Source organism: Sphingomonas sp. BK235, from assembly GCF_004345855.1.
GTDB lineage: Bacteria > Pseudomonadota > Alphaproteobacteria > Sphingomonadales > Sphingomonadaceae > Sphingomonas.
In genome coordinates, this window is the sequence record NZ_SLXN01000001.1 from 36,981 (window position 1) to 56,271 (window position 19,291).

The 19,291-nt window shown below is 67.0% G+C and carries 18 protein-coding genes; 13 read left to right on the top strand and 5 right to left on the bottom strand.

The window, feature by feature from the left end:
* Positions 1–8 precede the first annotated feature (8 nt).
* The 12 genes from EV292_RS00240 (at position 9) to EV292_RS00290 (ending at position 15,596) form a co-directional block, all read left to right on the top strand.
* Positions 9–440 (top strand): hypothetical protein, encoded by a 432-nt coding sequence (locus tag EV292_RS00240; RefSeq protein WP_243693526.1) that lies wholly within the window; start codon positions 9–11, stop codon positions 438–440.
* The gene (locus tag EV292_RS00245) at positions 433–5,406 is read left to right on the top strand and encodes a phage tail length tape measure family protein (protein WP_132907202.1); all 4,974 of its coding nucleotides are present in this window, start codon (positions 433–435) and stop codon (positions 5,404–5,406) included. The genes EV292_RS00240 and EV292_RS00245 overlap by 8 nt, the downstream gene beginning before the upstream one ends.
* Positions 5,403–8,459, top strand: coding sequence for a hypothetical protein (locus tag EV292_RS00250; protein WP_132907203.1), 3,057 nt, complete (start codon positions 5,403–5,405; stop codon positions 8,457–8,459). The genes EV292_RS00245 and EV292_RS00250 overlap by 4 nt, the downstream gene beginning before the upstream one ends.
* Entirely contained in the window at positions 8,456–9,055 is a 600-nt protein-coding gene (locus tag EV292_RS00255; protein WP_132907204.1) for a hypothetical protein, read from the top strand. Before EV292_RS00250 ends, EV292_RS00255 begins: the two co-directional genes overlap by 4 nt.
* 59 nt (positions 9,056–9,114) lie before the next feature.
* Complete coding sequence (locus tag EV292_RS00260) at positions 9,115–9,687, top strand: hypothetical protein (protein ID WP_132908095.1); 573 nt, start codon at positions 9,115–9,117, stop codon at positions 9,685–9,687.
* Positions 9,687–10,139 (top strand): hypothetical protein, encoded by a 453-nt coding sequence (locus EV292_RS22865; RefSeq protein WP_243693614.1) that lies wholly within the window; start codon positions 9,687–9,689, stop codon positions 10,137–10,139. Before EV292_RS00260 ends, EV292_RS22865 begins: the two co-directional genes overlap by 1 nt.
* Positions 10,140–10,164: 25 nt before the next feature.
* On the top strand, positions 10,165–10,671 hold the full coding sequence (locus EV292_RS00270) for a TIGR02594 family protein (protein WP_165926977.1): 507 nt from the start codon (positions 10,165–10,167) through the stop codon (positions 10,669–10,671).
* Entirely contained in the window at positions 10,671–11,045 is a 375-nt protein-coding gene (locus EV292_RS00275; RefSeq protein ID WP_132907206.1) for a hypothetical protein, read from the top strand. The genes EV292_RS00270 and EV292_RS00275 overlap by 1 nt, the downstream gene beginning before the upstream one ends.
* Positions 11,046–11,085: 40 nt before the next feature.
* Positions 11,086–11,226 carry a hypothetical protein gene (locus EV292_RS22440; RefSeq protein WP_165926978.1) on the top strand — a complete coding sequence of 47 codons (141 nt, stop codon included), beginning with the start codon at positions 11,086–11,088 and terminating at the stop codon, positions 11,224–11,226.
* Between the two features lie 48 nt (positions 11,227–11,274).
* The gene (locus EV292_RS22445) at positions 11,275–13,269 is read left to right on the top strand and encodes an SGNH/GDSL hydrolase family protein (RefSeq protein ID WP_165926979.1); all 1,995 of its coding nucleotides are present in this window, start codon (positions 11,275–11,277) and stop codon (positions 13,267–13,269) included.
* 75 nt (positions 13,270–13,344) lie between these two features.
* The gene (locus tag EV292_RS00285; RefSeq protein WP_132907207.1) at positions 13,345–14,220 is read left to right on the top strand and encodes a hypothetical protein; all 876 of its coding nucleotides are present in this window, start codon (positions 13,345–13,347) and stop codon (positions 14,218–14,220) included.
* Positions 14,217–15,596 carry a DUF1996 domain-containing protein gene (locus EV292_RS00290; protein WP_132907208.1) on the top strand — a complete coding sequence of 460 codons (1,380 nt, stop codon included), beginning with the start codon at positions 14,217–14,219 and terminating at the stop codon, positions 15,594–15,596. Before EV292_RS00285 ends, EV292_RS00290 begins: the two co-directional genes overlap by 4 nt.
* 605 nt (positions 15,597–16,201) lie before the next feature.
* Here the strand turns inward: EV292_RS00290 and EV292_RS00295 are convergent.
* The 3 genes from EV292_RS00295 to EV292_RS00305 form a co-directional block, all read right to left on the bottom strand.
* A complete protein-coding gene (locus tag EV292_RS00295; protein WP_132907209.1) occupies positions 16,202–16,453 on the bottom strand; it encodes a hypothetical protein in 252 nt (83 codons plus the stop codon).
* 300 nt (positions 16,454–16,753) lie between these two features.
* Positions 16,754–17,008 carry a hypothetical protein gene (locus tag EV292_RS00300; protein WP_132907210.1) on the bottom strand — a complete coding sequence of 85 codons (255 nt, stop codon included), beginning with the start codon at positions 17,006–17,008 and terminating at the stop codon, positions 16,754–16,756.
* 165 nt (positions 17,009–17,173) lie between these two features.
* Entirely contained in the window at positions 17,174–17,446 is a 273-nt protein-coding gene (locus tag EV292_RS00305) for a hypothetical protein (RefSeq protein WP_165926980.1), read from the bottom strand.
* A 112-nt stretch (positions 17,447–17,558) separates the two neighbouring features.
* Here EV292_RS00305 and EV292_RS00310 point away from each other — a divergent pair, with 112 nt between their 5' ends.
* On the top strand, positions 17,559–18,020 hold the full coding sequence (locus tag EV292_RS00310) for a hypothetical protein (RefSeq protein ID WP_132907212.1): 462 nt from the start codon (positions 17,559–17,561) through the stop codon (positions 18,018–18,020).
* Between the two features lie 35 nt (positions 18,021–18,055).
* Here the strand turns inward: EV292_RS00310 and EV292_RS00315 are convergent, their stop codons facing one another.
* Together EV292_RS00315 and EV292_RS00320 are read right to left on the bottom strand one after the other, a co-directional pair.
* Positions 18,056–18,697, bottom strand: coding sequence for a hypothetical protein (locus EV292_RS00315; protein ID WP_132907213.1), 642 nt, complete (start codon positions 18,695–18,697; stop codon positions 18,056–18,058).
* Positions 18,697–18,936 carry a hypothetical protein gene (locus EV292_RS00320; protein WP_132907214.1) on the bottom strand — a complete coding sequence of 80 codons (240 nt, stop codon included), beginning with the start codon at positions 18,934–18,936 and terminating at the stop codon, positions 18,697–18,699. The genes EV292_RS00315 and EV292_RS00320 overlap by 1 nt, the downstream gene beginning before the upstream one ends.
* Positions 18,937–19,291 lie beyond the last annotated feature (355 nt).

A 19,291-nucleotide genomic window follows, 5' to 3' on the forward strand; every position in this document is an offset into this window, starting at 1 on the left:
TGCGGCAGATGGCGTGGCTCAACGCCACGCCTAAGCCGCCCCCCGGATCGAGGCGTGACGACGCCAACCGGCAGGCTCAGCGCCTCTCGCGCATTGATCAGCTGAAGAAGGACAAGGCGCCGATCCCGATGCCGCCTAATCCGGCGCCGCATATCACCGGCTGGTTGATCGCCATGGGGATCGTCCAGCCGACCGGGATGAGCATCGCGGCCCTCGGGTGGGCGGAGATCGCCGGCTGGCAGCAGTCGATGTGCATCCGCCTCACGCCTTGGGAAGCGAGCCTGCTCCGCAACCTGTCCTCGGCCTACGTGGCCGAAACACGCCGCGCCGAGAGCGAGCTCTGCTCGGCGCCCTGGCAGGTGGCAGTCACGCAACGCGAAATCGACGCTGAGATGGCTCGGCTCGAGCTGGTGCTGGGGGGAGGCGACGACGATGAATGACGGCTCCACCGGCCTCGGCGTCGGCTTCGACATCGACTTCGGCAATAGCTTCGGCGGGCTGAAGACGCTCGACGACATCATCGGCGCTACCGCCGCCAACGCGGTGCGCGAGTTCCAGCGCATCCAGGGTGCCGTGATGAGCGGCACCGACCTCAAGCGTGCCGCGGACGAGTTCCGGGCGCTGGGGCGCGAGACGCGGAGCGCGGCGCAGGATTTCGCCCGCGTCGAGCGCGAGGTCGAGGGGCTGACGCGCGGGCTGGAGCGGCAGAACGCCACCTTCGGCATGTCGCGGCAGGAGATCCAGTCGGCGAAGATCGCCGCCGCGGCGCTGAAAGCCGAGCAGCTCGGCATGACGGAGGCGGTCAGCCGGCTCCGTGCGGAAGAGATCCTGCTGAACGACCAGCGCGCCAAGGCGGCGGCGGCGAGCTCGGCCGAAGCGCAAGCGACGCGCGAGGCCGCCCAAGCCTTCCATCTGTTCGAGGCAGCTGCCCGGCGGGGCGCTGAGGCAATGCGCGAGGCCGCCGCGGCGGAGAAGGCGCTGGAGACCGAGCGCCAGGCGCAGGAGCTGCGGTCTGCGGCGCTGGCGTTCCAGCTGTTCGAGGCTCGTGCCCGCGACGGCGCGCGTGCGATGCGTGAGGCGGAAGCCGCGTCGCGCGCACTGGCGCTGGAGACGACGGCCCAGGAGGCGCGCAGCGCCGCCCTCGGCTTTGCCATGTTCGAGGCGCGTGCTCGCGAGATGGCGCAGGCCGCCCGCGAGGCGGCGGCGGCCGAGGCGACGATCGCGCGCGAGGCGGCTACCGTCCGTGCCGCGCTTGACCCCATGTTCGCCGCGCAGCGCCGGTTCGACGACGAGATGGAGCGGGCCGACCGGCTGTTTGCCGCCGGCGCGCTCAGTCAGCGCGAATATGCCGCCGAGACGACCCGCGCGCGCGAGGCGCTGGCAGCTCACGCTCGCCAGGTCGCCGGCACGGGCGACGTCATCGCCGCCGGCTCCAAGCGCTTCACCCAGGGTGTCGACGACATCGAGAAGTCGGTGCGCCGGCAGGGCTTCGCCGTCCAGCAGCTCGCGATCCAGTCGCCCGACATCGTGCAGGGCCTGCTCACCGGCCAGAAGCCGATGACGGTGCTGATCCAGCAGGGCGGGCAGCTCGTCCAGATCGCCATGATGGCGCAGGGCGGCATCCGCGGGTTCGCCGCAGAGATCGGCATGTTCGCGCTGCGCTTCGCGCCGCTGATCGGACTGCTCGGCGCGGCCACGGCCGGCTTCGCGCTCTTCAATCGCTGGATCAACCAGGGCGTCACAAACGACCAGCTGACGAGCGACCTCGGCAAGATCACCGGCGGTGCCAACGCGACCAAGGCCGAGCTGTTCAAGCTCAAGGACGAGACGATCACCTGGGCTGACACGTCGAAGGCGATGTTCGAGGTTGTCGGCAAGGACGTGGCCTCTGCCTTCGTCGGCGACATGAAGAACATGACGAAGGAGACGAAGCAGACGCTCGACGATCTCGCCTCCTATGCCAAGGCGGCGCTGGCCGGTGTCTACGCGTTGGTCGCAGGGTCAAAGGCTTACCTGGGCGCAATCAGCAGCCGCGAAGGCCTGTGGAAAGCGATGACGGGGGGCGACCCCGAGCTGCTCGACCGGACGTTCGGCGCCGAATACCGGAAGGTCGACGGCTATCTGACGAAGCTGGGCGGCCGGATCCGCAAAGCTGCGGTCGATAATGCTCGCGATCGGCTGGCTGACAAGATCGGCTACAATGCGCCCGCGGCGCCGAAGGTTGATCGGCACGCCGAACAGTTGGCGCGCCAGGCCCAAGCGGAAGAGGCCATGATCGCCGGCCAATATAAGATCGCCGAGGCTTACCGCGTGTCCGGGGCGCAGGCGATTATCGCCGAGGCGCAGGTGAAGGCGGAGACCAGCGCCATCCTGAAGCGCGGCGACGCGGCGGAGTTCGTGGCGCGCCAAATCCGGCTCGCGGTCGCGCAGCGCGTCTCCGACGCGTCGCGCACGGCCGCGGCGATGCGGGATCAGGCCGCGCAGCAGCAGCTGGTGAACGACGACGTGGCGAACGGCGTGATCCCGGCTGAGCGCGCTGCCGAGTTGCTGAAGGATCGTCTCGCGGATCTGCCGCTGCTGAACGCGCTGGAGGCGGCGCGCACGATCCAGGGCAAGGAGGGCACCCGCGCCGTCGAGGAGGCGAACAAGGCGCTCGCCGACGCGCGCCAGGCGCGCGACGATCTCACCGAGTCGGAGCGCCGCGCAGCTCTCCTGGCTGCTCAGAACGGCGCTGACGACCGACTGGCGCAGCTTCAGGAAGAGATCCGGCTGATCGGCGCCACCGACGTCGCGCGCGCTCGCTCCATGGCGATCCTCAGCGCAACGCAGGAGGCGGCGCGCAAGCAGTGGACCGGTCCGGGCGCCGCGCAATACATCGAGGAGCAGGCCAAGATCGCCGAGGGCGAGGTCCAGCGTCAGGTGCTTGTCGACGCGCTCAATGGCAGTCTGACCCACCAGGCCGACTTGTACGACGCCATCGCCACCAACGTCACAAACGCCGCTCGCGGCATGGCAGACGCGTTCGGAAGCGTAGGTCGTGCGATCGGCGACACCGCCGCCATCTTCTCGCAGTTTCGCGCCGACCAGCAGCGCCTGACCGACGTCTATCGCCAGCAGATCCGGCTCTACAGCCAGCTGCCCGCCAGCGAGTCGAGGACGGCCGCGCTGCGGCGCGCCAACGCGCAGTACGAGGTCCGGACCGCGACCGCCCAGATCGGCTTGTTCGGCGACATGACCGCCGCCGCGAAGGGTTTCTTCGACGAGAAGAGCCGCGGCTATGCGGCGCTTCAGGCGGCCGAGAAGGTCTACCGAGCCTTCGAGTTCGCCATGTCGGTGCGCGCGATGGTGCAGGACGTCAGCGAGACCATCTCGTCGGTGGCGAACAGCGGGGCGCGCGCGGCAGCACAGGCCACGGAGGGGGTCGCGACCCAGTCGAAACTGCCATTCCCGTTCAATCTGGCGGCAATGGCGGCGACCGCCGCGGCGCTGGTCGCCGCAGGCGTGACGATTGCCTCTGGCAGTGGGCGTGGCGGCAGCGCGCCGGTGACAAATACGGGCACCGGGACCGTGCTAGGCGATCCCACGGCTAAGTCGGAGAGCCTGAAGCGCTCAATCGACAACCTGGCGGGCATCGAGTCGGCGACCAGCATTTACACGCGCGAGATGCTGGCCACCTTGCGGTCGATCGAGGGCGCGATCGGCGGTGTCGCGGCTCAGATCGTGCGCGCGGGCGACGTGAACGCGTCGGCCGGCATCACCGAGGGCTTTCAGAAGAACCTAATCGGCTCCGTCCTTAGCAAAATTCCACTGATCGGCGGCATTCTTGGCGGATTGTTCGGCAGCAAGACCGAAGTGGTCGGCAGCGGCCTTTTCGCCAACGGTCAGACGCTGGATAGCATCCTCAACCGCGGCTTCGACGCTTCGTATTACAGCGACATCAAGAAGACTAGCTCGTTCCTTGGCATCAAGACCGGATCGAAGACCTCGACGCAGTATACTGGCGCAAGCGCGGAGCTGGAGGGGCAATTCACCCTCATCTTGCGGCAGTTCAACGACGCGATCGCCTCTGCGGCCGGGCCGCTGGGGCAGTCGACCGACGAAATCCAGCGCCGGCTCAACGGCTTCGTCGTGAACCTCGGCAAAGTCGACCTGAAGGGCCTCACGGGCGAACAGATCGAGGAAAAGCTGAACGCGATCTTCGGCGCGGCGGCTGACAATATGGCCGCGGCGGCGTTCCCGGGCCTTGCGCGCTTCCAGCGGGCAGGTGAGGGCGCCTTCGAGACGCTCACTCGGGTCGCATCGACCGTCGAGGCGGTCACCATGGCGCTCGACCTGCTCGGCGGCGCCAGCCGCAACCTGGGGATCGACGTCAAGGTCGCGCTGGCCGACCAATTCGACAGCGTCAGCGACTTCACGAGCGCCGTCGAGGCATATGCCGACGCCTACTACACGGCGGAGGAGAAACAGGCGGCGCAGGCGGCGCAGATGAACCGCGTGTTCGCCAGCTTGGGTCTGACGGTGCCCGGATCGCTCGCCGCGTTCCGCCAGCTCGTCGAGGCGCAGGATTTGACCACCGCGGCGGGTCGATCGACCTATGCCGCGCTGCTGAACCTCGCGCCTGCCTTCGCCGACCTTCAGAAGGCCATGGAGGGCGCCAAGAGCGCAGCCGACGTGCTCGCCGAGCGACAGGATCTTGAGCGGCAGCTGCTCGAGCTCAACGGCAATACCGCCGCACTTCGCGCGCTCGATCTCGCCAAGCTCGACGCCAGCAATCGCGCGCTCCAGCAGCAGATCTGGGCCATTCAGGACGCGCAGGAGGCCGCCAGGGCGGCGAACGAGCTGCGCGAGGCGTGGAAGTCGGTCGGCGAGGGCATTCAGGACGAGATCAAGCGCATCCGCGGCCTGACCCAAGCGGACACCGCTGGCGGCTTCGCGGCGATCATGAGCAGCTTCAACGTCGCGACTGCCGCGGCGCGTGGTGGCGATCAGGAGGCGGCCAAGTCGCTGCCTGGCCTGTCGCAGGCGCTGCTTTCGGCCGCCGCCAACGCCGCAACGAGCCGGCAGGAGCTGGAGCGGGTCCAGGCACAGACGGCGGCCTCGCTCGAGGCCACCTATGCGGCGATCAGCCTCTTCGCGACCGGCGCTGGTGGTCCTGGCACCAAGGCGGCCGATCAGCTCAGCGCCGGCTCGACTGCGAGCCAGGCCGCGGCTGCGTCGCAGGCGTCGGAAGAGACGATGGCCGAGGTCTTCGACCGCCTGCTCGACGAGGTGATGGGCATGCGGGGTGAGAACGCCAACGTGCTCGCCGAGGTCGCCGGTGGCGTGCGCAAGATCGGTCGCACTCTCGACGATGTCACCGCTCAGAGCGGTGGCGACGCGATCAGCACCGTGGCGGCTGCCGCATGAAGGTTGTCACCGACAGCAACGAGACGATCGACCTCGGCGTGACCGAGACGTCGGCGACGATCAGCATCACCGATTACAGCCGGCGGGTGACGGACGACTTCGGCGTCACCACCGTTGTGCCGCGCAAGTTCGCGCGCCGGCTGTCAATTCGGATGCGGCTTGAGACCAGCGCCGTTGACGCGGTGCATCGGCGGCTGGCGGGCCTGCGCGCGGTGCCGGCCAACTGGATCGCCGGCGAGAGCCTCGCGTGGCTGGCGGTGCGCGGCTTCTTCAAGGACTTCGAGATCGACGTCGCCGACGCGCGCAGCAGCTTCTGCACGCTGTCGGTCGAGGGGCTGGCGGAGAGCGAGACGGTCGCCGACAACGGGATCGAGCCCGCGCCGGCCGGGTCGACGTCCAGCCTTCGCCTGCTCCAGCCTGTGGCCGTCACCGGCAGCACCTTGGTGTCGAGCAACGTGCCGGAGAACGACTATCCGGCGTGGTCGAGCGCGAACACCTACGGCAAGGGTGCGCGCGTCATCCTGGCGTCCACGCATCGGGTCTATGAGAGCGCCGACGCGGGCAATGTTGGCAACGACCCGTCGGGCGCTTCCGGCCGGTGGATCGACATTGGGCCTACCAACCGATGGGCCATGTTCGACGAGGCGCTTGGCACTTCCACTATCGCCAGCGGGTCGGTGTCGGTGGTGCTCAACGGCTCAGCGACCACCGCGATCGCGCTGGTGGACGTCACCGGCGCCTCGGTGCGGGTCCAGGCGTCGGGCTATGACCGCACCCAAGCGGCCGGCGCGGGCGCCATCGTCTTCGCCGACCTACCGAGCGTCACGGGCCAGATCACCGTGACGACGACCGGCAGCGGCGCGGTTGCGGTCGGCACGCTGCTGATCGGTCGCGTCGTCGGGCTCGGCATCACCGAGGCTTCGCCCACCGCAGGGATCACCGATTACAGCCGGAAGGTCGTGGACGACTTCGGTGAGGTCAGCGTGGTGCAGCGCGCCTGGGCCAAGCGCATGTCGGCGCGCGCGCTGCTGCGCACCGAGGCGGTCGACCAGGTGGCGAATTGGATCGCGTCGGTGCGCGCGCGGCCCTGCCTCTGGATCGCCGATAGCGCGCTCGACGCGGTCACGATCTACGGCTTTTTCAAGGACTTCTCGATCGAAGTTGGCGAGCGCGTCAGCAAGCTTTCGCTGTCGGTCGAGGGGCTGAGCAAGGCGGCGCCTGCCGCGGCTACAGGCCCAGGCGGCAGCACCGGGCTGACCCCGCGCGGGAATTACGACTCGAGCGTGGTCTACAGCGAAGGCGATGTCGTCCTGTATCAAGGCTCGAGCTGGTACTTCATCGCCGAGACGCCGAGCAGCGGCCACGCCCCGCCAGCCGCTCCGGCGACCGAGGACGCCTATTGGCGCATCCTGGCGCGCGCGGGCACCGGCGAGCCTGGCAAGGATGGCGCGAGCGCCTTCACGCTCGTGCCGAACACCGGCACCACCTATGTCACCGCCAACTCGGTCGACGGCACCTCGGGCTCACCCGTCTTCGGATCGGACGCAGCATATACCGCGGAGGCTTTCAACGGCGGCGCGGTGCTGTCGTTCTCCTTCCCGCCAGCGCACGGCGATTACATCATCGCTGGCCTGACGCAGGGCAACGGCATCGATCGCGGCAATTCGTCCGACAGCGTGACCTTCGGCTTCTACCGCAACCCGGACAACGGTGAGACCCGCGCGCTCATCAACGGCGCGCAGTATGGCGCCTCGGGGCCGACCGTGACCGGGCGCGGCTCCGCGCGCATCCAGTTCGATGGGCGCTACATTCGCTGGTACGTCAACGGCGCGATGATCGCGCAGCCCTACGATTGGATGGGCTCGACCAGCGATCCTTACGCACCCCAGCATGCCCTTCGCGCCAAGTTCGTCTTGGCGGGGAATACGCCACGGTTCGAGCAGATCTCGCTCGCTGCTGCCGGCGCGGCTGGTGCTGATGGTGCGGACGCTCCGCTGCTCCGCGTGCAGTGGTCGATCGACGGCGTCTCCAACTGGCACGACAATTACATGGGCGCCGACGTTTTCCAGCGGCAGTCCACCGACGGCGGGTTGACCTGGGGGCCAGCGTACCGCGTCATTGGCGAGAGCGGCACGGTCGGCCAGGACGGCAGCTTCACCTCGTTCGTGTTCCGGCGCTCGGCGACGATCCCTGCGGCGCCGGCAGACAACAGCGGCAATCCGCCAGCAGGCTGGACCGACGGCCCGCCCGCCGGGACCGACTTTCTCTGGCAGAGCAAGGCAACGTTCCGCGGCGCAACACAGCTGACCAGCTGGACCACGCCCGCGCGCATCAGCGGCGACGACGGGTTCGGCGTGAAGGTGACGCCGGACAACTTTCAGCAGGCCGTGTTCTCGACCGGGGCCAACAAGCCGTCATGGACGGGCGGTCAGGGCACCATCACGCTCAACAAGGGCGGCCAGATCATCACCAGCGGCGTGACCTATTCGCTCAGCGCTGTGGATGGCGTGGCCAACCTATCGCTGAGCGGCAACGTCTTCACCTTCTCGGGTGCGATCGGTGACAGCGGCACCTTCGTCGCGCGCGCCCATTACAACGGGCAAACCTATGAGGCGCGGGTCACCGTGCAGAAGGTCTATGACGGCGAGCCCGCTTTCAAGGGCTCGGTCGGGTTCGGGTCGGGCGGCGGATCGGCCAGCCTGGTGGTGCCGGCGGGGCGCCAGTGCGTCATCAGCGGGTCGGCTCAATATTCGATCACTGGGAGCGGCCTCGGCAATAATCAGCAGCGCATGTCGGTCTATTGGAGCAACAAGACCGACGGCGGGCCGCTGAACTTCCTCGGCTCGGCTGATGGGACAGTCGCCTACCGCCGGAACGTCGGCACGCCGAGTGACCCGGTGATTGAGGCGCAGGCGGGCACTGTCTCGGCTTCCTTCCCCTTCACGGCGCCGTCGCCGTCGAAGGAGATCACCTACACAATCGTCGTCGAGCCGATCGTCGCGCAGGCTCCCGCGTCGGTGATCGGCAGCGGCGGGCTGGAGGTGCGCTCATGACCCCGATCGTCAGCACCGTCGCGGTCTATCGCAAGGCGACCGGCGAGCTGGTGCATCTCACCACGGCTGACCTGGCGCCAGCCGCGGGCGACCCGCTGCTCGGAAAGCTGACGCTGCCCGCTGGCTACAACGAGCAGACCTGGGTTTGGAACGCGGCGACCAAGGCGTTCGCCGAGGATCCCGCGCGGGTCGAGGCGGTGCTGGTCGCCCAGGTGAAGGACACGGCCGAGTCAAAGAAGATGGGCTTCCTCTCGGCGGGTGGCGCCAAGAAGGCCGAGTATGCGCAGAAGGCGGCGGAGGTCTCCTTCTACGACAGCCTCGGCGGCTCGGTGATCGCCATCCTCGCCGCGGTCGGCGCGCTTACGCCGGCGCAGCGCCGCGCCAAATTCGGCTACGCGCTGGCGGACGCCGCGGCGTTCGGTGACACGACGATCACCAACGCGATCGAGCGTTTTCGCTCAGGCATGGCCGCCTCTGACAAGGTGCCTTCCATCGCCGCGGCCGAGGCCAAGGGCTGCGCCGCCATCAAGGACGCGACCACCGTGGCAGCCAAGCGCACTGCCTACGCCGCGATCGACTGGAATTGGAAGGCCTGACCTCGGGCCAAAGAGAGGATCACAGCTATGCAGACGACCTTCCTGTCGGCGATCGGCCGATGATGTCGCTCGCCCTCATCAACGCGGCTGCGCAGGCGGCCGACGCGGCGAATAGCCTCTCGGCCGCCGTCGTCGAGCAAGTCCCGTCGCCCGCGCCGCCGAGCTTCAACAACAACCCCAGCCTGTTCTTCTGGAACCTGCTGCTGATGACCTCGGGGTTCTTCCTCGGCGTGATGATGGTGGGGCGGCAGGCGGGGCTGGTCTGGCGCCAGCGGCGCTACGATCACCCGCTTGATCCGGTGAGCCTCTATCGCCTCATCACCCTGCTCGCTGGCGGCGCGCTGACGCTCCGCTGCGGCGCCGAGGCACTAAGCCTCTGGGGGTGGAACCCCTCCGATCCGGTGACCACCGCGCGCGCCTTGATGGCCAAGCGGATCATCGACCCTGTGTCCCTCCTTCTCGGGTTGGCGTGGATGAGCATCGTTCTCCTTGGTGAGCCGGGCATCGAGTTCCAGCTGCGCAAGGCGCCGCTGCCCGTCGATATGTGGTCGCGCTGGCCGGTGCTGGCCCGGGCAGTCCTCGTCATCATCCTGTGCTTCGCCGCGGCCCTCGTCGCCGTCATCTTTCGGTGATGCGCGCGGCCGCGGCAGGAGCGGCCGCAGTTACGCTCCCGGTCACCGCAAATCCCGTCACCTGGGATTTCCTCGGCTACCCCTATCACCCCGGCCCCGTGCTGGTGACCGTGCTCGCGGTCGCGATCACGCGCGCGATCGTCTTCCTCCAGACCACCGGGCGCCGTCAGGTCACGCTCGACTTCCTGATCACCGTGCTGTGCGCGCTCGTCTCGGCGCTGTGGACGCAGGCGCATAGCCTCGAGCTGCTCCAGGCGGGACTGACCGGCATCGGCGTCGCCGCGATGGGTATCGGCATCATTGCGGCAGCGAAGGGTCAGGTCGGCGCGGCGCTCCGCGCTGGCGCGCAGACGATGCTCAAGACCCTCGCTGGCGGCGACGCCGCGGCGATGAACAAGGCGATTACTCGCCTCGATGAGGTGCCGGGCACCGGCGACGACAAGGCGAGCTGACCGCCTCCTTCTGAAAGGGACTGACATGGCAGATGAACCGGCGTGGCTCGCAGCCGCGCGGGCGAAGCTCGGCACGCGTGAAGCGCCTGGCCCCGCCAACTCGCCGACGATCATGGGCTGGGCCAAGCGCGTCGGGAACAAGGCGCTCGGCATGGTCTACAACGCCGACAGCGTGCCCTGGTGCGGCCTGTTCGTCGCCACCTGCATGCACGAGGCGGGGATCAAACCGGCGCCGATCGCGGTGCGCGCGAAGGCGTGGGCGACGTGGGGGCTGGCGCTCAGCATTGACGAGCTCGCACCCGGCGCCGTGCTGGTGTTCGAGCGGCCGGGCGGTGGTCACGTCGGCTTCTACGACGGCGAGACTGCCACTGCCTATCGCGTCCTCGGCGGCAACCAGGGCGACGCAGTTTCGTGCGCGTGGATCGCCAAGGAGCGCTGCGTTGCCCGCCGCTGGCCGTCCGATCAGCCACTCGTCGGCAGCCGGGTACGGCTCGCGTCGACCGGCGCCAAGCTGTCGAGCAACGAGGCGTGATGCGCTGGGTCTTGGGCAGCGCTGGCCTGGTGCTCGTCTGCGTCGTGCTCGCGCTCGCGGTCGTCGGGATCAAATCCTGCGCTGAGCAACCGGACATCACCACGACGGTGGTCGAACCCGCACGCGAGGCCGGCATGGCCGCGGCGGCGGTCGATGGCACCGCGATCACCGCCAAAGTCATGGTGGAGGCCGCGGAGGCCGACACCGCCACTCTGGAGAACGACCGTGTCATCCGATCGACGCCGGGCGCCGCGGCGACCGTTCCTGCTGCCGTTACTGCTGCTGGCCTGCGCGCTCAGTGCATGCGGCAAGCCTACTCTCGTGACCCGCGCTGCGCTTCCGTGCTCGCAACTGGTCGCCAGCCCGCTCGCTGACGATGTTCCGGGAGCCCCTCTCCCGCCGACTGGCGCGTCTGTGGCGGACTGGGTCACCTTCGCCGACGCCCAGACCGGCCAGCTCGACAAAGCCAACGCCTACAAGCGCGCGTCGCTGGACGTGATCCGGCGCTGCGAGGCGCGCGACCGCGCCGTCGACCAGCAGCTCAAGGCGCGCTGAACCCCTCCGATCAAACACCGGCTCGACCGGACCTCAGGGAGAACACCTATGCCCTCGACCACCGCAGCCGGCTCGGCGATCGCAATCTCGACCGGTACCCCGGCCTCGTTCGACGCGGCAGGCTTCGCCGCGCTGGCTTACACCGAGATCGGCGGGATCGATAAGATCGGCGTCATCGGGCCGACGTTCGGGAAGGTGGAATTTCAGCCCCTCAAGGGGCCGAAGGACAAGCTGAAGGGTGCTCCGGATTATGGCACCCTGACCCCGTCAATGGCCTATGACGAAGCCGACGCCGGGCAGGCGGTTCTGCGCGTCGCTGCCGAGGACGAGACCCAGCGCCTCTACCCGGTGCGGGTCACTTACCCGAACGGCTCGATCCGCTACGCCCGCGCGCGTGTCTTCGCCGCGACGGAGAACGTCGATGGCGCCGAGTCCGTCCTGATGACGAATGCGTCGATCGAGATCTGCACCAAGCCTGTGAAGGTGTCGGCGAGCGGCACGCCCGCGCCCGCCTTCACGACGCCGCCGTCGATCAGCCCGAGCAGCGGCGCGGTCGGCACGACCTTCACCGCCAGCAACGGCGCGGCCAGCAACTCGACGGCCCTGACCCGCCGCTGGCTGCTCAACGGCTCGTCGATCGGCACCGGCGCGACCGTTACGCCGAATGCCGCCGGCACGCTGGTGCTGGAGGTGACCGCAACCGGCCCTGGCGGATCGACGGTCGCCAACTCGGCGTCCGTGACGGTCGGCAGCACGAGCACCAAGTTCACCCGCACCGCGGCTGCGGCGGCCACGAGCAACCCGGAGACGGCGCCGCTCGCGACCGGCGCGACGCAGGAGATGAACACCACCACCGACTCGACACTGAGCCAGAAGATCGCCGGCTCCGCGCTGCTGCCGATCATCACCGCGACGGGTGGGTCGCCTTACCTGCGCACCGCGAACAACGGCGTCTACTTCCCGAGCGGCGCTTATGCGGGGTCGAGCAGCAACGGCAATCTCGGCACCGCTGCGCCGAGCTATGCGACCGACGCGGCGTCGTGGGGCTATGAGGTCGAGATCTACACCAACGCTCCGCGGATCGAATTCGCGCAGAACGCGGGTGTGACGACGCACGGCGCTCGCGTCCAGGTCGACGGCCGCTACGTCGACAAGGCCGGCAAGTTCTACCCCTCGGGCTCGGCCTCCTTCACCGTGGTCGACTTCGCCGGCGTCAGCGCGTGGCGGCGCATCAAGCTGGAGGGTGAGTTCAACACCTGCCTGTTCAGCATCAACGTCGCTCCCGGCTTCGAGGTGCAGAAGGTCGCGGCACCGGCTGACCGGGTGCTGGTGGCGGGCTTCGGCAACAGCCTGTTGGAAGGCGTGCAATCGATGCCGACCGGCCAGACGATCGGGGCGATCATCCAGCAGGCGGGCTTCTTCAAGACCGCGGCGCGGCTGGCGGGCTGGACGGACGCGCGGCAGGCCGGCGTCGGCGGCACCGACTTCTTCCGGGTCGGCACGAATGGGCGCTTGCCGATCATGCACCAGATCCCGCGCTTCCTCGTCGTCAACCCGGACATCGCCGGGGCCGACGTAGACCTCGTGGTGTTTAGCACCGAGACGAACGACATCAGCGTGTGGCTGGGCTCCGGTGGCTGGACGGTGACCTCGCCGGACGGGAACACGACGTTCACGTCCTCCACGGCGCAGGACACCGCGACCTATCAGGCGCTGGTGGCCTATACCCTGGGCCGCATTCGCGCGACGTTCCCGAACGCCATTATCATGGTGCCGGGTGTCTGGCCGCAGAACCTGGGGATCACCTCAGGGATCATCGCCATGGAGAACGCCATCAAGGCGGCGGTCGCGCAACTCGGCGACGCCAAGGCCATCTTCGTCCCGGTGAGCACCTCGACTTCGCCGTGGCTGACGGACGCGAACAAGGCGACCTACCTCGGGCAGGACAATCTGCATCCGACCCCGCTGGGCCATGCCGAGCTGCTCGGCGGCAAGGTCAACGCCGCCTACCGCGCGATCATCGCCGGCCAGCAGCCGGCCTGATCTCCGCACCTTCCACGCTCCCGCGCCCCGCCTCACTCCGGTGAGCGCGGGGCGCTTCTCATGTGAGGCCAGCCCATGACGCTGATCGGCTTCTGCCCGACCAACGAGGTCGGTGATTTCCGGCGCGCGACCAAGTTCCTCGGGCGCCGGCCCGACCTCGTGAACCTCTTCTTCGACCAGCGGGCCGGCATGCTGCCCGGATCATGGTCGTGGCAGGTGAAGCGCAACCGCGAGTTCTATCAGGCGGGCGCGACGCGCGTGCTCTGGTCGGTGCCGTGCCCCGGCGCCGGGCAGCTCGAGGCGATCGTCGCCGGGCGCCACGACGCCATGTACGAGGCGATGGCGCAGGCCATCCTCGCGGCGGTGACCGAGTTCCGCGACGCCCGCGCGCGCATCCGCCTCTTCTGGGAGCAGAACTTCGCGTGGCAGGAGAACGCGGCGCGCGCGAAGGACGGCAGCTGGAGCCCCAGCCTCTACGTCCAGGCGTTCGAGCACGTCGCCGCCATCTTCCTGCGGGTGCTCGGCAAGGCGAGGAGCGGCGGTGACCTCGCCTACATCATCTGGTGCCCGAACGTCGGCGTCTATGACTGCGACCCGGCGAGCACGCTGCCCGGGCGCAGCTTCTTCCACTGCGTCGGGCAGGACTTCTACCTCCAAGCGCGCTACGACCGCACGGGCTTCTTCGGCTATTTTCGCGACCGCGCGTGCGGCCTCGCCTGGGGGCGGCAGCTCGCGACGTCGCTGAACCGCGATTACGCCCTACCCGAGTGGGGCATGGACGATGACCGCTTCCTCCCCGACTTCTACGCTGCGCGCGACTGGATCGGCGCGAACAACCTGCATCACCATGGCTGGTGGGACCGTACCGACGGCGGGGTCGACAGCACGATCACCGTGGGGGCGCCCAGTCGATCCAAGATCGCAGCCGCCTACCGGGAGGCCTTCGCATGATCCGCTTCGCCATCGCCGCTGCTCTCGCGCTGCTGCTCGCCGCGCCGGCCGTGCCGCAGACGATCACCGGCTGCTCGTCGGTCCCCGTCAACCGGATCGAGACGAGCACAGACCGCACGAAGCTGGCCGCAGACATCGCGTGTCTGGAGCGCGTGAAGGTGTCGGCGACCAACTCGATCGCGCGGCGCCAGTCGCGGCTGACGAAGCTCGATGCTGCGCCGGCGACGCCGAAGCCGCCAGCCGTTCCGACAGGAGCACCCGCGGCCGGCTCCGGTGACGCGGTCGAGCCTGAGCCGGATGGCGCCAGCCCCACGAAGATCCCGGCGCCGATCGCCAGCAACATCGACGTGGCGGCCTGGCTGACACCGGGCGACCGCATCCCGCCGAAGGAGCTGTATGACGTCGTCGGCTCCTTCCGCTTCATCTGCTTGCCGGGGCAGGTCGGCTCTGACGATCCCATCGTCTTCCCGGGCCAGCCGGGCAAGTCGCACCTCCACCAGTTCTTCGGCAACACCGGGGCGAACGCGCGCTCGACCTATGCCTCGCTGCGCACGACGGGCGACAGCACCTGCGGCAACCAGCTGAACCGGTCCGCCTACTGGATCCCGGCGATGCTTGATGGCCTCGGCTTCGTGAGGCGGCCGGATTACGTCTCGATCTACTATAAGCGCCGGCCCGACACCGACCCGCTCTGCAAGGTGCAGGGCATCGCCTGCGTCGCGCTCCCGCGCGGTCTGCGCTTCATCTTCGGCTACGACATGGTCTCGGGCAAGCAGAAGACCGGGGCCGGCTATTTCAACTGCTCCGACGACTCGGGCATGTGGAGCACGGGGCACCATGCGGACATCGCCTCGATCGCGATGAAGTGCGGACCGGGGCCGAACGGCGAGCGCCGCCGGCTCGGCGCGATCATCACCGCGCCCGACTGCTGGGACGGCAAGCGGCTCGACAGCCCCAACCATCGCGACCATGTCGCCTATGCCTCCTATGGCATGGACGGGGTACTGCGCTGCCCGGCGGCGAACCCCTATATCATCCCCACCTTCACCCTCGGCGCCTGGTACGACGTCGGGACGATCGCCGCAGGCCAGCCGGGCTCGGTCGCGACGTGGAGCCTGTCCAGCGACGACATGACGATGGACGGGAAGGTAGTGCGCATGACCGCGGGCAGCACGCTGCACGCCGACTGGGACGGTGCGTGGGACGACACCGTCATGGCGGCGTGGACCGACAACTGCATCAACAAGCTGCTCAACTGCAACGGCGGCGAGCTGGGTAACGGCATGGTGCTCAAGCCGCAGTTCGCGGCGGCCGACATGGGGCCGAAGCTGATGCCTATCCCTGCGCGCGGGCAGATGATCCCGGCGCGCCCCTGATGGGTGACCCGCGGCGCACACGGTAGGGTGCAGAGCCGGCGCCGCGGGTCGACGCCCGCCCCGCAGTCGCGCGCTGGTGCGTCAAGCTGAGGTTGCCTTGATGCCACGGAGATCCGTGGTGAAAGGCGACCCGGCAGCATCAGCCTGCAGGGCCGAGTTACATAGCCTCGGGGCCGAGGATCTGCGGGTCGCAGCGTCCCGTACGGACGTAAAATGTGTAAATTCAAATCTCTGCTTTGCAAGGAATTTGGCGGGGCAGGCGCGTTAAGATCGTTTCGCAGCGATTACAGGAGCCGCCAGTTTGCGCCGACTTATTTCCGCCGCGAGGAAGGCAATACCTGCTTCGTCGCAAGACAGCTGTGCGCCGCTAAACGCTTTTAGTAGCTCGTCATCAGCCTCAGGAACCAAGGCGTACCTGCCACCATCTACCTGCACGAGCTTGTAGACGAAGAGCCGACCTCCTGCACGTCCGCCCTCTTGAATAACGTGCCTAGAGCTTCCGTTCTCGAGCCGCACGATCGACCCGTTTTCAGGGCCGCCGACCGCTTTGAAGTGCCGCGGTTGCTTCCATCCCGGTTTCAATCTTGGAGCCACATCCCTCAATCTCAATGAGTGCGATCGGACCCGACCGTAAGGTTGACGTCAAACATTGTGGCTGCGCCCGTCGTCTCGTTCCGTACTTCGCAGGTAGCAACTCGGGTGAACAGCTTGGTGGGCTTGCTGAGCATGATGTTCACCGCCGAGCGAACGGCAGAGTAGCGCGCGGCGCTGTAGCTGGCGTGCCGCTCCAGGCCCTCGCTGACATCCTCATTGTCAGCCACCGTGATACGAAAAACCGTCACGGAGCCGTTAAACATCAATTGCTCAGGGCTAGCAATCGCTCGACATTGAACTTGGTCCCAAACGGGTGCGATTGGCCCGACTACTCGCTGGTGTCTCCACGGGTACCTGATGCCTCTTGGCCTCGGCTTATGCCACTCCCCTTGGCCTCGAAAACCTCCAAACGCCTTTTCGCTGTCCGGTAGGCGGTCAGCTTCGCTTCTGTCGCCTCGCTCCTGATGTGAACGTCGTCTACGAAGAGGGTGGGCTCAAGGGCGTCCATCACGGCACGCTCGGCGGCAGCTAGCATCAGCCAATCGGGCTCGTTCACTTCCCTCTCACGCGTTGAAGCGCTTTCCGCTCGCCGGAGACTCGAAGCCGCTGATTGCGAGGGCGGCTAAGCTGAGGCCGCTCTCATCCGTCAGTTCGATCTCGAGATGACCGTCCGTCCAAAACGATCCATCAACGGTCGCCAGCGCTCGGCTGGCTTCCTCAACGGCTTGCGCCTTCGCAGCCTTCAAATCGGGGAGATCGACAACCTTGTTGCCAATCTCCCCATTGTCGTCGCGGACGGTGAAGCGAAATCGTGGCATGTCGTCGTAATGCGGCTCAGCTCAATTCGATGCCGCGTTTCACTCACGTTACGGCGAATACCGCCGCTAACCAAACCTACATCAGTCAATAATAGAAGCCCAAGCGTCGGAGCTGAACTCCCGACGGGCTGCGCCAGTCGCCCGCACGACCGGCTGGCGCAGCCCTCACTCGGTTGGCGAACGCTCCAGAAAGCCGATCGCGGTTCGTGCAAGCTCGCGAAAGCGGATGTGCCAAAGATCACCCGCATCGGCCCAGCGGCGCGCCCACTGGGTGTCGTCTTGCCGGCTCTCCCACAGCTCCTCAGCGAGCAGCTCCACCAAGCCGTCGGGATCGGTCGAGCTGCATAGCGTGCAGGCGGCCGAGTTGTGGCCGACGCTCGGCGCATGGCCGACTCGGTCGAGGTTCTCGCGGGCACTCATCGCCCCGAGATGACGCAAGCCGACGAGCGATGCCAGTCTTTTTGTTCTCGCTACGTTCCGGCATTATCGCGACATGGTCGGGCCACCCAAGACGTTACAGGATCTACGCCGAGTCGAAGGCGCAGTGCGCGTGACATGCCGCGCGTGCAAGGCGGTGAAGCAATATGACCTCGAGGAGCTGATCCTCGATCGCCGCTTCCGCCGGCTGTCGATGGAGTGGGAAGCCGTGCGGCATGGTCTGCCGTGCCGTAAGTGCGAAGCGACCGACACGCGCGTCGACGGCGTGCCATTCGGCCGGACAGATCCGGAGGTTCGCGCGATCCGATCACGTGCGCTGCTGATGAACTTGGCGCTCGCGGTGCTCGACGATGCCAGTCGACGCGCGCGTGACGAGGACGTCTGTGTGCCCGCGACCCGCCTCGCCCTGCGCGTGCTGCGGCCCTATCTACCCGACCGCGAGCTGCTGGTGACCTTCTGGACCGCGGCGGAGACCGGCCGCGGGAAGCCGCACGGGCCGGCGCTCCAGGCGATGCGGTGGATCGTCACCAAGCTGGTCGACGCTGGCCACCCGGTGTGGGCGGAGTTTCGATGAGGTAAGCTGATCGCTGCGGGTGGCAACCCTCACAATCAACTTGAGGCGGATCCTGGCGGTGCAGTATCGCCCGGCGCTGTCGCCTCCTCCTTGATTACATAACCAGCCTTTGTGACCACGCCGCGCAGCTCTGTTTGCATAGGAATTAGTTTTATCATACGATTAAATAGATGAAACTCGTCCTCGGCATAGAAATACACGCCTACATAAATTGTCTTAACATCGTCTTCTGCTCGCGTGAACATGCCCTTGCTGCTGACGCCCAGCCACTTCAATTCGAAGTTCTTTGGCTTGGACCTGAGCTCATTTAAGTAGTATTCGTCGTAATGGGCTAAAGCATTGCGAATACCGCGATCCCTAAGATTTGGAAGGTCTTCATTGCCCAATGCCGCCTTGACCTTTCGCACTCGCTCAAGGCGAGCATCTTTGTTGGCTTTGCTTTCCGTTGGACCTCTACTGCCCTCGTCAAATAGGCAGCCGTATGCTCTGGCTTGCATATTGCAGATTGTTTGCAGGGCATCTCTAATTACGTTCTCACCGTGCATGCCAAACTTATGCCCTTTCAGATCGGGCTTGTGGGCGAGAACTTCGTTAATCGCGGTGTCTAGCTCAACGAGCGCGTCGAACCCGTCCTCGACGATCCTGCTTTGATCTATAGGTTGATGGAGCATTTTCATCAGATATCCAGCCCGCGCCGCTCAACCTCGGCCGCCAGCGCATCGATCGCCGGGTCGCCCGAATTATCTCTGAAGCCAGGTAGCGGCGGATTGCGCTCGACTCGACTGTTCTCGGCGCTCGCTTGCTGTTCACGCTTGTCGGCGGCTATCCGAGCCTCAAGCAGAGCCTTGTTAGATTTCTCCATCGCTGATGATTTTTGCTGCGCGTTGGGCGTGAGCGGGGGCGAGTCGTCGGGCATGGGGCGAGGCTAGCGCGTTTGGCGCATCTGCATAGAGCTCGACGCGCTATTAGCTCAACGTGCCGCTTCGATCTGGCATGCAGCATCAGGCGATGAGACCTTGTGGGACATGGCAACCGGAGTCGGACCGCCATGACCAAAGCTGAGACTGCTGCGAGGCTCGCAGAACGACGGCGACTGTACGACAGCGGCTTATTAGATAGCGAAATATGCGCAGTCGAAGGTAAGCCACAGTCGACGATCCGGAGCTGGCGTGCGCGAGGCGGGCTGCCGACCCATCTCCCTGTCGGCCGAAATAGGCGAGCAATTAGCAGAACGCCACCTACGCCTGATATGAAGCGGCGGTGCTTAGCTT

Excerpts from the sequence above, each read along its gene's own strand:
- EV292_RS00270 (WP_165926977.1), top strand. The coding sequence starts at position 10,165 with ATGGCAGATGAACCGGCGTGGCTCGCAGCCGCGCGGGCGAAGCTCGGC.
- EV292_RS00240 (WP_243693526.1), top strand. The coding sequence starts at position 9 with ATGGCGTGGCTCAACGCCACGCCTAAGCCGCCCCCCGGATCGAGGCGT.
- EV292_RS22445 (WP_165926979.1), top strand. The coding sequence starts at position 11,275 with ATGCCCTCGACCACCGCAGCCGGCTCGGCGATCGCAATCTCGACCGGT.
- EV292_RS00300 (WP_132907210.1), bottom strand. The coding sequence starts at position 17,008 with ATGCCACGATTTCGCTTCACCGTCCGCGACGACAATGGGGAGATTGGC.
- EV292_RS00245 (WP_132907202.1), top strand. The coding sequence starts at position 433 with ATGAATGACGGCTCCACCGGCCTCGGCGTCGGCTTCGACATCGACTTC.
- EV292_RS22865 (WP_243693614.1), top strand. The coding sequence starts at position 9,687 with ATGCGCGCGGCCGCGGCAGGAGCGGCCGCAGTTACGCTCCCGGTCACC.
- EV292_RS00285 (WP_132907207.1), top strand. The coding sequence starts at position 13,345 with ATGACGCTGATCGGCTTCTGCCCGACCAACGAGGTCGGTGATTTCCGG.
- EV292_RS00315 (WP_132907213.1), bottom strand. The coding sequence starts at position 18,697 with ATGAAAATGCTCCATCAACCTATAGATCAAAGCAGGATCGTCGAGGAC.
- EV292_RS00250 (WP_132907203.1), top strand. The coding sequence starts at position 5,403 with ATGAAGGTTGTCACCGACAGCAACGAGACGATCGACCTCGGCGTGACC.
- EV292_RS00255 (WP_132907204.1), top strand. The coding sequence starts at position 8,456 with ATGACCCCGATCGTCAGCACCGTCGCGGTCTATCGCAAGGCGACCGGC.
- EV292_RS00290 (WP_132907208.1), top strand. The coding sequence starts at position 14,217 with ATGATCCGCTTCGCCATCGCCGCTGCTCTCGCGCTGCTGCTCGCCGCG.
- EV292_RS00275 (WP_132907206.1), top strand. The coding sequence starts at position 10,671 with ATGCGCTGGGTCTTGGGCAGCGCTGGCCTGGTGCTCGTCTGCGTCGTG.
- EV292_RS00260 (WP_132908095.1), top strand. The coding sequence starts at position 9,115 with ATGATGTCGCTCGCCCTCATCAACGCGGCTGCGCAGGCGGCCGACGCG.
- EV292_RS00295 (WP_132907209.1), bottom strand. The coding sequence starts at position 16,453 with ATGTTTAACGGCTCCGTGACGGTTTTTCGTATCACGGTGGCTGACAAT.
- EV292_RS00320 (WP_132907214.1), bottom strand. The coding sequence starts at position 18,936 with ATGCCCGACGACTCGCCCCCGCTCACGCCCAACGCGCAGCAAAAATCA.